Annotated in this window: 10 protein-coding genes; 5 read left to right on the plus strand and 5 right to left on the minus strand. The window is 72.9% G+C overall.

The features are described from left to right. Positions 1-21: 21 nt before the first annotated feature. The 4 genes from HL663_RS06260 to HL663_RS06275 form a co-directional block, all read right to left on the minus strand. Complete coding sequence (locus tag HL663_RS06260) at positions 22-696, minus strand: ScbR family autoregulator-binding transcription factor (RefSeq protein ID WP_216842690.1); 675 nt, start codon at positions 694-696, stop codon at positions 22-24. Positions 697-949: 253 nt separating this feature from the next. Then, complete coding sequence (gene galT / locus HL663_RS06265; protein ID WP_173027555.1) at positions 950-2,068, minus strand: galactose-1-phosphate uridylyltransferase; 1,119 nt, start codon at positions 2,066-2,068, stop codon at positions 950-952. Next, a complete protein-coding gene (locus tag HL663_RS06270; protein ID WP_173027556.1) occupies positions 2,065-2,871 on the minus strand; it encodes a DeoR/GlpR family DNA-binding transcription regulator in 807 nt (268 codons plus the stop codon). The genes galT and HL663_RS06270 overlap by 4 nt, the downstream gene beginning before the upstream one ends. Then, positions 2,871-4,859: a beta-galactosidase gene (locus tag HL663_RS06275; protein ID WP_173027557.1), complete on the minus strand. Its 1,989-nt coding sequence runs from the start codon at positions 4,857-4,859 to the stop codon at positions 2,871-2,873. The genes HL663_RS06270 and HL663_RS06275 overlap by 1 nt, the downstream gene beginning before the upstream one ends. Positions 4,860-5,094: 235 nt before the next feature. Between HL663_RS06275 and HL663_RS06280 the strand changes: the two genes are divergently transcribed. The 5 genes from HL663_RS06280 to HL663_RS06300 are packed head-to-tail and all read left to right on the plus strand — an operon-like array spanning position 5,095 to position 12,086. After that, entirely contained in the window at positions 5,095-6,450 is a 1,356-nt protein-coding gene (locus HL663_RS06280; RefSeq protein WP_173027558.1) for an ABC transporter substrate-binding protein, read from the plus strand. A 20-nt stretch (positions 6,451-6,470) separates the two neighbouring features. Beyond that, positions 6,471-7,379 (plus strand): carbohydrate ABC transporter permease, encoded by a 909-nt coding sequence (locus HL663_RS06285; RefSeq protein WP_173027559.1) that lies wholly within the window; start codon positions 6,471-6,473, stop codon positions 7,377-7,379. Further along, on the plus strand, positions 7,376-8,308 hold the full coding sequence (locus HL663_RS06290; RefSeq protein ID WP_216842691.1) for a carbohydrate ABC transporter permease: 933 nt from the start codon (positions 7,376-7,378) through the stop codon (positions 8,306-8,308). Before HL663_RS06285 ends, HL663_RS06290 begins: the two co-directional genes overlap by 4 nt. After that, positions 8,305-10,470: an alpha-galactosidase gene (locus HL663_RS06295; protein ID WP_173027560.1), complete on the plus strand. Its 2,166-nt coding sequence runs from the start codon at positions 8,305-8,307 to the stop codon at positions 10,468-10,470. Before HL663_RS06290 ends, HL663_RS06295 begins: the two co-directional genes overlap by 4 nt. Before the next feature lie 26 nt (positions 10,471-10,496). Next, a complete protein-coding gene (locus HL663_RS06300) occupies positions 10,497-12,086 on the plus strand; it encodes an alpha-amylase family glycosyl hydrolase (RefSeq protein WP_173027561.1) in 1,590 nt (529 codons plus the stop codon). 60 nt (positions 12,087-12,146) lie between these two features. Here the strand turns inward: HL663_RS06300 and HL663_RS06305 are convergent, their stop codons facing one another. After that, positions 12,147-13,442: a DUF1479 domain-containing protein gene (locus HL663_RS06305; protein ID WP_173027562.1), complete on the minus strand. Its 1,296-nt coding sequence runs from the start codon at positions 13,440-13,442 to the stop codon at positions 12,147-12,149. Positions 13,443-13,503 lie beyond the last annotated feature (61 nt).

The raw sequence follows: 13,503 nt of genomic DNA on the forward strand, positions 1-13,503 counted from the left end.
CCCCCGTCGGTCAACCGCGGGTCAGGACGGTCGGGCCGGCGTGCGCGACCGGGGCGACGAGCGACCCGCGGCGCCGCCGGCCCGCGAGGCCGGGGGCCGGGGGTCGACGGTGTCGAGCAGCTCGGCCCGCACGAGGACGGGCAGGACGAGCCGCCAGAAGTCCTCGACCCGCTGCGGCAGGTCGGCCCGCCCGGTCAGCGCCTCGCTCGTCAGCTGCATCCCGGTGACGACCGAGGTGACCACGTAGGCGAAGCGGTCCGGGTCGGTGCCCGGCACGAGCGAGCCGGCGGCCTCGGCCTCGCGCAGCATGTCCGCGACGGCCTCGATCCAGCCGAGGTACCCGGCGCGGATGACGTCGTCGCCGGCCGCCCGGTCCAGGGTCATCCGGACGCTGGCGCGCATCAGCGGGTCGGTGAGCAGGGCCTCGACGAAGGAGTAGGTGAGGTCGACGACGGCCTGGACCGGGGGCCCGGCGCCGGGACCGCGCTGGGTGCGCCACTCGTCCTGCTCGGCGATGACCGCCTCCGCGAGCGCCTCCTTCGAGGGGAAGTGGAAGTAGAGCGCGCCCTTGGTGATGCCCGCCGCGCGGACGATCTCGGCGACGGTCGCGGCCTCGTAGCCGTGGCGGTCGATGACGGCGGCCGCGGCGCGCAGGATGCTGCTGCGCGTGGCGACGGCTCGCTGCTGCCGGGGCACGGGGCTCCTCCTGGGGGGCGGGACGGGCGGGGCGGCGCTCACGCTACGCGTGCTCGCTGTGCGGCCCGACGTGGGCGGGTCCACCCCGGCGCGGACGGCAAACAGACCGGTCGGTCGGTTTGTCGTACGATGCGGGCCGGGGCACACCCGTGCAGGGGGTGCGTGACCGCTCGAGGAGGGGCGAGGGGTGCGCACCGGTGGTGCCCGACGGAGGTCCGCCTCCGTCGGGCACCACCGAGGGCGTCCGGGGGTGTCAGCCGGTGGCGAGCGAGCGCAGCCGCGCCGCGACGGCCTCGGGGCGGGTGTCGGTGACCCAGCCGCCGACCGCGCTCTCGGAGCCCGCGAGGTACTTGAGCTTGCCCGGCCCGCGCAGGACCGACATCACCTGGAGCACCAGCCGCGAGACCTCGCGGCCGCGGCGCGCGGGGGCCTGGTGCCACGCCGCGATGTAGGGCAGGCGCACCGGGCCGTCCTCGCCCACGTGGTAGCCGTCGAGGCGGCGCAGCAGCTCGAGGTAGACGTGCGCGAGCTCTTCGCGCTCGGCGTCGTCGAGGGCGACGAGGTCCGGCACGTCGCGGTGCGGGGCCAGGTGCACCTCGACCGGCCAGCGCGCGGCGTAGGGGACGTAGGCCGTCCAGTGCTCGCCGGCGAGGACGACGCGCGAGCCGTCCGCCTGCTCGGCCGCGAGGAGGTCGGCGCCGAGGAGCCGACCGGTGCGGGCGTGGTGCTCGGTGGCGCGCGCAAGGATCTCGGCGGTGCGGGCGGGGACGTAGGGGTAGGCGTACACCTGCCCGTGCGGGTGGTGGAGGGTCACCCCGATCTCCTGGCCGCGGTTCTCGAAGCAGAAGACGTGCTCGACGCCCGGCGTCGCGCCGAGCTCGGCGGTGCGGTCGGCCCAGACGTCGACGACGGTGCGCACGCGCTCCGGGCCGAGGGCCGCGAACGAGGAGTCGTGGTCGCTCGTGAAGCAGACCACCTCGGTGCGGCCACCGGCCGGGCCGTGGAGGTAGCCCTCGGGTGCGACGACGTCGTCGACGGCGACGGGTGCGTAGGAGGGGAAGCGGTTCTCGAAGACGACGACGTCGTACTCGGCGTCGGGGATCTCGGAGGGGACGCTGCCTCGCCCGGTGGGGCACAGCGGGCACTCGTCCTTGGGCGGCAGGAAGGTGCGGTTCATCCGATGGCCGGCGACCGCGACCCAGTCGCCGACGAGCGCGTCGTAGCGCACGTGGCCGGCGGGGGCCCGCTCGCCGAGCTCGCGGGCGTCGACCGTCGTGCGCTCGGGAGCGTCGGGGGAGTCGTCGAAGTAGATGATCTCGCGCCCGTCGGCGAGCGTGCGCACGGTGCGCCGGACGGCGCGGGTCGTCGTCACCCGACACCCTCGCTCGCCGGCCGCGCACGACCGGGCTCGGCGAGCACGAGCTGCTCGACCGACTCCACGAGCACCTGCCGGGCCCGGGCCGGGATGCCCGAGTCGGTGATGAGGGTGTCGACCTCCGAGAGGTCCATGAAGGTCGAGAGCCCGACGATGCCGATCTTCGAGCGGTCGGCGAGGACGCACACCGAGCGCGCCGAGCGCACGAGCGCGCGGTTGGTCTCGGCCTCGACGAGGTTCGGGGTCGTCAGGCCCGCCGCACGGTCGATGCCGTGGGCCCCGAGGAAGAGGCGGTCGACGTGCAGGCCGGCCAGGGCCGTCACCGCGACCGGGCCGACGAGCGCGTCCGAGGGGGTCCGGACGCCGCCGGTGAGGACGACGACGTGCGCGGCCGCCTGCGACTCGTGGAGCAGCTGCGCGACGGGGACGGAGTTGGTGACGACCGTGAGCTGCGGGACGTCGCGCACGGCCCGGGCGAGCTCGTAGGTCGTCGTCCCGGCCGAGATGCCGATCGTCGCGCCGGGCTGCACGAGCCGCGCGGCCTCGGCGGCGATGGCCTGCTTCTCGGCGGTCATGAGCGTCGACTTCGCGGTGAACCCCGGCTCGTCCGTGGCACGCGGGGTGACCGCGACGGCGCCGCCGTGGACCCGCTCAAGGAGGCCGTCGCCGTCGAGCCGCTCGATGTCGCGGCGCACCGTCATGTCCGAGACGCCGAGCTGGTCGACGAGCTCGGAGACGCGCGCGGCGCCGTGCTCCTCGACGATCGACAGGATCGCGGCGCGGCGCTGGCTGGCGAGCATCAGGCCTCCCGGACGACGGCGACGGTGCGGCCGGCGACCGTCGCGACCGGGCCGACGTCGGTGCCGGCGACGAGGTCGTGGCCGGAGACGGCGACCTCGCACGGGGCGTCGGTGTGGTTGAGCACGAAGAGCCACGAGCCCGAGGCCGAGCGGCGGCGGGTGACCTCGACGCCGGCCGGGACCTCGGCCACCGGGGCGACCCCGGACTCGTCGACGACCCGGGCGAGGAGGGCGGCGAGCGTCGCGTCGTCCGGGAGCGTCCCGAGGTACCAGGCGGCGCCCTGCCCGACCGGTCGACGGGTCACGGCGGCGCGGCCGGCGAGCGGCCCGTCGGCGTAGGAGTCGAGCACCTCGGCGTCGCGGCCGCGGGCGTCCTCGGACCACACCGAGCCGGTCCCGCCCCCGCGCAGGGCGACGCTCTCGCCGACCCGCAGCGGGAAGAGCTCCTCGACGCGGACCCCGAGCAGGTCGCGGAAGGCGCCCGGGTAGCCGCCGAGCCGGACGTGGTCGTCGAGGTCGGAGATGCCGGAGAAGTAGGTGACGAGGACGTGCGCCCCGGCCTCGGCGGCGGCCGCGATGCGCTCGGCCGCCGCGTCGGAGACGAGGTAGAGCGTGGGGACGACGACGACCCGGTAGCCGGAGAGGTCGGTGTCGGGGTGGACGACGTCGCAGGTGACGCCGGCGTCGCGCAGCAGGCGGTGGACCGTGTGCGCCGCCTGCGGGTAGTCGAGCTCGGTCGAGGGCATGCACGGCCCGCTGACCGCCCACTGCGCCTCGTAGTCCCAGAGGACGGCGACCTCGGCCTCGACGCGGGAGCCGACGAGCTCGCCGAGCCGCCCGGCGACCGCGCCGAGCTCGCAGACCTCGCGGAAGCGGTCGCTGTCCTCGCCGGCGTGCGGCACGAGGGCGGAGTGGAACTTCTCCGAGCCCGCCCGCGACTGGCGCCACTGGAAGAAGCCGAGCGCGTCGGCGCCGCGGGCCACGTGGGTCAGGCTGTCGAGGAGGGTCTCGCGCGGCGGCTTGGCCGGGTTGACCGGCTGCCAGTTGACCGCGCTCGTCGAGTGCTCCATGAGCATCCACGGGGCGCCGCCGGCGAGGCCGCGGGTCAGGTCGCCGTGGAAGGAGAGCTCGGCGCGGGGGTGCTCGAGCGCGTCGACGACGTAGTGGTCGGTGCTCACGACGTCCTGGTGCGGCGCCCAGTCGTGGTAGTCCAGCAGCCGGAAGCTGCTCATCGTCATGAAGTTCGTCGTCACGGGGACGTCGGCCGAGTGCCGGCGGATGACCTCCTTCTCGGCGACGTGGAAGTCGAGCAGCGTGTCGGACCCGAAGCGGTGGTAGTCGAGCTCGTGGGTCGGGTTGCCGAAGGTCGTCGTGATCCGCGGGGGCAGCACGTCGTCCCAGGCGGTGTAGCGCTGGCTCCAGAACGCGGTGCCCCACGCCTCGTTGAGGGCGTCGAGGGTGCCGTAGCGGCGCTCGAGCCAGCGCCGGAACGCGGCGGCGCAGGTGTCGCAGTAGCAGGGCAGGTTGTGGCAGGCGTACTCGTTGGAGACGTGCCACATCGCCAGCGCCGGGTGGTCGTGGTAGCGCTGGGCCATCCGGTCGGTGAGGGCCAGGGCGAAGTCGCGGTAGAGCGGCGAGGACGGGCACCACGCCTGCCGGCTGCCGGGCCAGAGGGTGTGGCCCTCGCGGTCGACGGGGAGGATCTCGGGGTAGGCGGCGCTCAGCCACGGCGGCGGGGTCGCGGTGGCGGTCGCGAGGTCGACGGCGATGCCGTGGGTGTGGAGGAGGTCCATGATCTCGTCGAGCCAGCCGAACTCGTACTCGCCCTTGGTCGGCTCCAGCCAGGACCACGAGAAGACGCCGAGGGTCACGAAGCTGACCCCCGCGGCGGCCATCAGCCGCATGTCGTCGTCCCACACCGCCCGCGGCCACTGCTCGGGGTTGTAGTCCCCACCGAAGGCGACGCGGTCGTCTGGCCATTGACGCATGGCGGACAGTGTGTTGGGCGGAATCGACATCTGTCAACAGATACCAACACAGCGCGACACGGCCGGGTGGGACGACCGACACGCGCCCAAATGCGCTGTCCCGCGCCGGGGCAAAGGTCAAACGTTGGTCACGACCCTTGACACCCGCCCGACCCGTCTCCACACTCTGACGTCATCGGTTGTTCGTTTCTGATCGAAACTGTCAGAGGCGGCACGTTCGTCAAAGGAGACACCCATGGCACGCCCGGCCCCGCGCGACCCCCGGTTCGCGAGCTCCCTTCCCGCCTCCGTCCGTGGGGTGAACCGCCGGACCCTCCTGTCGGGCGCCCTCGGTGCCGGCGCCCTGTTCGGGGCCGGCTCGCTCGCCGGCTGCGGCAGCGACGACGCGCCCGCCACCGGCGGCGGTGGCGGCGCCTCCGCCAAGGCCGGCAACGTCAAGTTCGGCGTCAACGAGGCCAAGGGCTCCGGGCCGGCCTACGAGCGCATGCAGGGCATGGCGGACGCCTACGCGAAGAAGGAGGGTGTGCAGGTCTCGGTCAACGCCGTCGACCACAACACCTTCCAGGAGAGCATCACCACCTACCTCCAGGGCAGCCCGGACGACGTGTTCACGTGGTTCGCCGGCTACCGCATGTCGCAGTTCGCCGAGGCCGGCCAGATCGCCGACCTCTCGGACGTGTGGCCGATCGACGGCATGAGCGACGCCTTCAAGCAGGCCGCCACGGCCGCGGACGGCAAGCAGTACTTCGTCCCGATCAGCTACTACCCGTGGGCCGTCTTCTACCGCCCGTCGGTCTTCGAGAAGAACGGCTGGACCGAGCCGAAGACGATGGACGAGCTCAACGCGCTGATGACCGACATGCAGGGCAAGAAGATCACCCCCTTCGCCTTCGCGGCCAAGGACGCCTGGGCGCCGATGGGCACCTTCGACATCCTCAACATGCGCCTCAACGGCTTCGACTTCCACATGCAGCTGACCAAGGGCGAGCAGAAGTGGGACAGCCCCGAGGTCAAGAAGGTCTTCGAGACCTGGAAGACCCTCCTGCCCTACCACCAGGAGAACTCGCTCGGCCGCACCTGGCAGGAGGCCGCGACCTCGATGGCCAAGGGCGAGTGCGGCATGTACCTCCTCGGCACCTTCGTCGTCGACGGCGTGCCCACCGAGGCCCAGGAGGACCTGGACTTCTTCACCTTCCCGGCCCTCGACGCGAGCATCGGCGCCGACGCGCTCGACGCCCCCATCGACGGCTTCTGCGTCGCCGAGGGCGCGCAGGACACCGAGGCCGGCAAGGCGTTCATCAAGTGGCTCGGCAGCGCCGAGGCCGCGGACGCCGGCAACAACGCGGGCTCGGCCCCGTTCATCGCCGCCAACTCGGGTGCGAGCACCGCCAAGTATGGTGCGCTGCAGAAGAAGTCGGTCGAGGTCGTCCAGAACGCGAAGAACATCGCGCAGTTCCTCGACCGCGACACCAACGCCGACCTCGCGAACACCGTCGTCACCGTCGCGCTCCAGGACTTCATCAAGAACCCGAACGACATCGACAAGGTCACGACCTCCATCCAGCAGCAGGCCGCGTCCATCCTCGGCTGAGCCGGGGACGAGGAGGAACGATGGCCACCAAGACCGCACGCCGGCAGTCACGACGGGTCGAGAAGAAACGAGGAGCACGCGACCGCCTGGTCGTCTCCCTGATGATCGGGGTCCCCACGCTCCTCGTGGTCTGGCTCGTCTGGCTGCCGGCGGCGGCCTCGGTGGCGCTGTCGTTCACGAAGTGGAACGGGTTCAAGTTCAGCGCGATCCAGTGGGTCGGCACGAAGAACTACGTCGACATCGCGACGATCTACCCGCCCTTCTGGCCGGCGATCCAGCACAACCTCATCTGGCTGGTGTTCCTCTTCGTCTTCCCGACGATCCTCGGGGTGCTGCTGGCCGTCGTCCTCGACCGCGAGATGTGGGGGAGCCGGTTCTACCAGACCGCCTTCTACCTGCCGGTCGTGCTGTCGCTGGCCCTCGTCGGCTTCATCTGGCAGCTCTTCTACTCGACCGACCAGGGCCTGATCAACGAGATCTTCAAGGGCAACGTCGACTGGTACGGCGACCCCGACGTCAACCTCTGGGCCGTGCTCGTCGCCACCGCCTGGCGGCACACCGGCTACATCATGCTCATCTACCTGGCGGGCCTCAAGGGCGTCGACGGCTCGCTGCGCGAGGCCGCGGCCGTCGACGGCGCCAACGAGGTGAAGACGTTCTTCAACGTCATCTTCCCGGTCATGCGCCCGATCAACATGATCGTCCTCGTCATCGTCGTCATCGAGTCGCTGCGCGCGTTCGACCTCGTCTGGATCATCAACAAGGGTCGCAACGGGCTCGAGCTCATCTCGGCCCTGGTGTCGCAGAACGTCATCGGTGAGGCAACGCGGTACGGCTTCGGCTCCGCGCTCGCCGTCATCATGATGGTCATCTCGTCGGTGTTCATCACCATCTACCTGCGCATCGTCTTCCGGGAGGACCGCCGATGACCACCGCCACCGCCCCCACCGCCGTGCCCGGCACGACGGGCAACCCCCTGAAGAGCCGGGGCCCCTCCGGTGGCGTCCTCAACAAGCGCCGCGGCAAGGTCGCGACGGTCATCATGCTGGTCCTCGCGATCCTGTGGCTCTTCCCGCTCCTGTGGGCGCTCTACAACTCCTTCCGCGACTACTCGTACACACAGACCAACGGGTACCTGTCGTTCGGCGGGTGGACGTTCAAGAACTACGAGAACGCCTGGAGCCGAGGCAACTTCGGCCTGCACTTCAAGAACTCGCTCCTCATCACGGTGCCGGCCGTGGCGCTGACGCTCTTCCTGTCCTCGCTCGTGGCCTTCGTCCTGGCGCGGTTCTCGTACCGCTTCAACCTCACCCTCCTCGGGGTCTTCCTCGCGGCGAACCTCCTGCCGCCGCAGGCGCTGCTCATCCCCGTCTTCCGGATGTTCCGCGAGATCCCGCTGCCGGAGTTCATGAGCGAGACCGGCACGATGCTCAACAGCTTCTGGGCCCTGATCCTCGTCAACACGGCCTTCCAGCTGGGGTTCTGCACCTTCGTGCTGAGCAACTACATGAAGACGCTGCCGCACGAGATCTACGAGTCCGCCGAGCTCGACGGCGCGAGCGTGTGGCGCCAGTACTGGCAGCTGACGATGCCGCTCGTCCGCCCGGCCCTCGCCGCCCTCGCGACCCTCCAGGTCACCTGGATCTACAACGAGTTCTTCTGGGCGACCGTGCTCATCTCGCGCGGCGACAAGTACCCGGTGACGAGCGCGCTCAACAACCTGCGCGGCCAGTTCTTCTCGGACACCAACCTCGTGGCCGCCGGCTCGATCATCGTCGCCCTGCCGGTGCTCGTCGTGTTCTTCGTCCTCCAGAAGCAGTTCGTCTCCGGCCTCACGCTCGGGTCGACCAAGGGGTGAGCGCCGACCTCACCGTCCTGCGCGGAGGGGGCGTCGCCCTCGTCCTCGCCCGACGCGACGGCGGCCTGCCGGCCGTCCTGCACTGGGGGGCCGACCTGCCCGACGAGGCGGCGGCCGACCTCGTCCTCCTGCGCGACACCCCGGTCGCGAACAACGCCCTCGACGAGCCGTGGGACCTCACGGTCCTGCCGACCTCGGGCGACGGCTGGCTCGGCACCCCCGGCGTCGCCCTGCAGCGCGCCGGCGGGTCCGCCGCGCCGCGCTGGGTCGCGACGCTCGAGGGGGGCGGGGCCCGCTGCACCGTGCGGGCCGAGGCCACCGACGTCGAGGCCGTCGTCGAGCTCGTCCTGGCCCTCGACGAGCACGGCGTGCTCACCACCTCGACGTCGGTGACCTCGACCGCCGAGGCCGGCACGGCGCCCCTCGAGGTCGGGGCCCTGCGCACGCTCCTGCCCCTGCCGGCCCGCGCCGAGGAGGTCCTCGACCTCAGCGGTCGCTGGGTGCGCGAGCGGACCCCGCAGCGCCGGCTCGTCGCCGACGGCACGTGGCTGCGCACCGGCCGCCGCGGCCGCACCGGGCACGACGCGACCCTGCTCATGACCGCCGGCACGGCCGGGTTCGGCTTCCGCCACGGCGAGGTCTGGGCCGTCCACGCCGCCTGGAGCGGCCACCACGAGCACCTCGTCGAGCGGCTCCCCGAGGGCGCCGGCGCCCACGCGGCCGTCATCGGCGCGGGCGAGGCGCTGGCCTCCGGCGAGGTCCGGCTCGGCCCGGGCGGGACCTGGACGGCCCCCGACGTCGTCGCCGTCTGGTCCGACGCCGGGCTCGACGGTCTCACCGCGCGCCTCGTGCGTCACCAGCGCGCCGGCGACGACTACCGCGCCGGGCGGCCGCGCCCGCTCGTCCTCAACACGTGGGAGGCCGTCTACTTCGAGACCGACCTCGGGCACCTGAAGCGGCTCGCCGACACCGCGGCCTCCATCGGGGTCGAGCGCTTCGTCCTCGACGACGGCTGGTTCGGCTCGCGCCGCGACGACACGCGCGGCCTCGGCGACTGGCAGGTCTCGACCGACGTGTGGCCCGACGGCCTCGGCCCGCTCGTCGAGCACGTCAAGGGCCTCGGGATGGAGTTCGGCCTCTGGTTCGAGCCCGAGATGCTCAACCTCGACTCCGACGTCGTGCGCGCCCATCCCGAGTGGGTGCTCGGCCCGGCCGCCGGCCCGACCGCCCCCTCGCGCCACCAGCACGTCCTCGACCTCGCGAACCCCGACGCCTTCGAGCACGTCCTCGCGGCGATGACCGAGGTCATCGGCACCCACGGCGTCGACTTCGTCAAGTGGGACCACAACCGCGACCTCCACGAGGCCGTCCGCACCGACGCCACCGGCACCGACCGCCCGGCCGTCGCACTCCAGACCCGCGCCACCTACCGGCTGCTCGACACCCTGCGCGAGCGCTTCCCCGCGCTCGAGATCGAGTCGTGCTCCAGCGGCGGCGCCCGCGTCGACCTCGGCGTCCTCGCCCGCACCGACCGGGTGTGGACCTCCGACTGCAACGACGCGCTCGAGCGCGTGGCCATCCAGCGCTGGACCGGGCTGCTCGTGCCGCCGGAGCGGATGGGCACGCACATCGGGCCCGGGCGCGCGCACACGACGCACCGTGACCTCGACCTGTCGCTGCGGATGCTCGTCGCGCTCGGCGGGCACGCCGGCCTCGAGTGGGACATCTCCGGGTGCTCGCCGCAGGAGCTCGACGCGCTGCGGGCCTGGAGCGGCCTGTACCGCGAGCTGCGGCCCCTGCTGCACTCCGGCGACGTCGTGCGCTCCGACCACCCGGACCCCTCGCTCGTCCTCGGCGGCGTCGTCGCCGAGGACCGCTCCGAGGCCGTGCTCACCGTCGTCCGCGTGGCGAGCGGGCGCGGGGTGACGCCCGGTGCGGTGCCCCTGCCGGGGCTCGACCCCGCCCGCCGCTACCGGGTGCGGGTGCGCCCCGAGGCCGGTCTCCCCGAGAGCCAGCAGGTGCGGGGCCCGCGGTGGTTCGAGGACGCGCAGGCCGCGGACGGGGTGCTCGCCTCCGGCGCCGTGCTCGGCGACCACGGGCTGCCGGTGCCGGCGCTCGCACCGGGCCAGGGCTACCTGCTGCACCTGCGAGCCGAGGGCTGAGGGTCCGGCCTCGCTAGGGTCGGGTGATGACGAGCACCCGCCCCCAGCCGGCCTGGCTGGCCGACTCGGTCCTTTACCAGATCTACCCGCAGACCTTCGCGGACGGCAACGGCGACGGCATCGGCGACCTCGCCGGCGCGACCGAGCGGCTCGACCACCTCGCGTGGCTCGGGGTCGACGCGGTGTGGTTCAGCCCGCTCTTCGCCTCGCCCTTCGCGGACGCGGGGTACGACGTCGCCGACTACCTCTCCGTCGCCCCGCGCTACGGCACGAACGAGGACCTCGGTGCGTTCGTCGAGGCCGCCCGCCGCCGGGGCATCCGGGTGCTGCTCGACCTCGTCGCCGGGCACACGAGCGACCAGCACCCGTGGTTCCGCGCCTGGGCCGACGACCCCGCGGACGGGCGCTACATCTGGAACGAGCGGGTGGCCGCGCCGGCCGGCAGCTGGTGCCCGGTGCCGGGGCGCCGCGGCGGCTACTACCAGATGAACTTCTACCCCTGCCAGCCCGCGCTGAACTTCGGCTTCGCCCGGCAGCGCGCCGACCAGCCGTGGCGCGACCCGGTCGACGCCGAGGGCCCGCGGGCCAACCGGCAGGCGCTGCGCGACGTCATGGCGCACTGGTTCGACCTCGGCATCGGCGGCTTCCGCGTCGACATGGCGGCCTCGCTCGTCAAGGACGACCCGGGCCACGTGGAGACCGCCCGGCTCTGGACGGAGATGCGCGACTGGCTCGACGCCGAGCACCCCGACAAGGCGCTGCTCTCCGAGTGGGGCGACCCGGCCGTCGCGGTGCCGGCCGGCTTCCACGCCGACTTCTTCCTCCACTTCGGCCGCCCCGGGCTGCGGTCGCTGTGGCACACCGGGGTCGGTACCTACGACCCGTCGTGGACCGACACGGGTCGCTACTTCTTCGACCCCGAGGGCAGCGGCGGCATCGACACCTTCCTGCGCGAGTGGCGGCGGGCCACCGAGGCCATCGGCGTCGACGGCGGGCACGTCGCGCTGCCGAGCGCCAACCACGACTACGCGCGCCTGGTCACGGGGCCGCGGACGGCGCAGATGGCCCGGGCCGCCTTCGCGTTCGTCACCACGTGGCCGGCGCTGCCGACGATCTACTACGGCGACGAGATCGGGATGCGGTACGTCGAGGGACTGCCCGACACCGAGGGCAGCCTCCTGCAGTCGACGCAGGACCGCACCGGCTCGCGGACGCCGATGCAGTGGGAGCCCGGGCCCGGTGCCGGGTTCTCGACCGCACCCGAGTCGGACTTCTACCTGCCCCTCGACCCCTCGCCGGACCGGCCGGACGTCGCGACCCAGCGGGCGGACGAGGGCTCGCTGCTGCACCTCGTGCGCCGACTGCTCGCCCTGCGCCACGCGACCCCCGCGCTCGGCGCCGGCGGGTCGCTCGAGGTGCTGACCGAGGACTACCCCTTCGTCCACGTCCGCGGCGGCACGCACCTCGTCGTGGTCAACCCGCGGCGCGAGCCGGCCTCCGCCGCAGTGCCGCCCGGGTGGGACGGGGCGCGGGAGCTCGAGGTCGAGGGCGTCCGCGTCGCGGGTGGGAACGTCGAGGCGTCCGGCTTCTCGTTCGGGATCTTCGAGCGCGTCTGAGCTCGCCTGAGCGCGCCCGGGGCGCCGGCCTCCGACGGGAGGTCGACGCCCCGCGTCGCGTCAGTCGTCGAGGCCCAGACCCCGCCGGCCGGTGCGGTTCAGCTGCTCCGGCGCGAAGCGGTCCGGCCACTCCCGCTCGTAGTGCTCGGCCGGGAAGTCCGTGGGGCTGCTGCCGTCCGCGAAGGCCTCGCGCACCGACGCGGCGTACGCCTCGTTGCGCGGGCACCACGGCGCGGCCGGGATGTACATGACGTTGCCCCAGCCCTGCTGGTCGGTGACCGGGTCGACGCCGTGGATCATGTCGCAGTGCCACCAGACGGAGTCGCCGGCGCGCACGTCGGGGATGCCGCTGACCGCCCTCAGGAGCAGCGAGTGCCAGCGCTCGGTGGCCGGGAAGACCTGGTTCGTCGTGACGCCGCACATGTCGTCGTCCGGGACGTCGGCCAGCAGCGGACGGAGCATGAGGTAGGCCATCGCCTCGGGCACCGGGACGGTGTGCAGCACGCCCTGGTCGCGGTCCATGTCCGATAGCGCGGTCCAGCCCTGGAAGGTCCGGAAGGCCGAGCACATCGTCGTGCCGGGGTACTGCGGGCCGGCGGTGCGGTGGGCGGCGTCCCAGGGGTCGTACTGCTCGACGCTGCCGTCGAAGAGGTGGCGGAAGGCGCGCTGGTAGGCCTGCGTCATCCACAGGTCGAGCGTGCCGGGGTCGAGGTGCGTGCCGAGGCCGCCGGAGTCGGCGCCCGGCGGACGGCGGCGGATGCGGTCGGGGTAGAGCGAGTCGCGCTCCGGGTCGAACCACGTCGTGCCCTCGGACTCGTGCCGCCACAGGCCGTTGAGGAAGCGCTGGACGGTGGCCATCCGCTCGCTCTGGCGGGCCTCCATCTGCGCCGGGGACCAGTAGACGGGGTAGATCTCGGGGCGCGAGCCGACGCTGCCGAAGAAGTCGTCGCCGGGGCCGCGGTAGTCCTCGAAGAACCGGTTGCCCTCGACGTAGTCGACGATGCCGGCGTCCCAGGCCAGGGCCTGCTCGCGCGGGAAGTGCCCACGCACGACGAGGCAGCCCCGGCGGCGCAGCCGGGCGAGGTCGTCCGGGGTGACGGCGCCCGAGGTGATGTCGGCGTACTCGAGCACCGGCCACACCTCCTCCCCGCGGGCCCGCTGCGCCTCGACCTCCTCGACGGCGGCGCGCACCCGGGCCTCGACGACGGCGAAGACCTCCTCGACGCTGCGCCCGGAGGCCTCGAGGCGGGCGCGCAGCGCGGCCTTGACCTCGCGGGTCGCGGCCCGCAGGTCGGCGGGGGGCTGCTCCCAGTGGGGGAGCGCGGGCAGGACCTGCGGCTCGGCGGTGGTGGTCATCGACCGGTCTCCATTCAGTAAGGACTCCTGACTGAATACCGAGACTACGGCCTGGGGGTCG

The sequence above is a fragment of the Arthrobacter sp. NEB 688 genome, from assembly GCF_013201035.1.
Taxonomy (GTDB): Bacteria; Actinomycetota; Actinomycetes; order Actinomycetales; family Dermatophilaceae; genus Phycicoccus.

What these genes read in the sequence shown, in the direction of transcription:
- HL663_RS06290 (WP_216842691.1), top strand. Translation starts at nt 7,376, where the DNA reads ATGACCACCGCCACCGCCCCCACCGCCGTGCCCGGCACGACGGGCAAC.
- HL663_RS06270 (WP_173027556.1), bottom strand. Translation starts at nt 2,871, where the DNA reads ATGCTCGCCAGCCAGCGCCGCGCCGCGATCCTGTCGATCGTCGAGGAG.
- HL663_RS06305 (WP_173027562.1), bottom strand. Translation starts at nt 13,442, where the DNA reads ATGACCACCACCGCCGAGCCGCAGGTCCTGCCCGCGCTCCCCCACTGG.
- HL663_RS06275 (WP_173027557.1), bottom strand. Translation starts at nt 4,859, where the DNA reads ATGCGTCAATGGCCAGACGACCGCGTCGCCTTCGGTGGGGACTACAAC.
- HL663_RS06300 (WP_173027561.1), top strand. Translation starts at nt 10,497, where the DNA reads ATGACGAGCACCCGCCCCCAGCCGGCCTGGCTGGCCGACTCGGTCCTT.
- HL663_RS06285 (WP_173027559.1), top strand. Translation starts at nt 6,471, where the DNA reads ATGGCCACCAAGACCGCACGCCGGCAGTCACGACGGGTCGAGAAGAAA.
- HL663_RS06280 (WP_173027558.1), top strand. Translation starts at nt 5,095, where the DNA reads ATGGCACGCCCGGCCCCGCGCGACCCCCGGTTCGCGAGCTCCCTTCCC.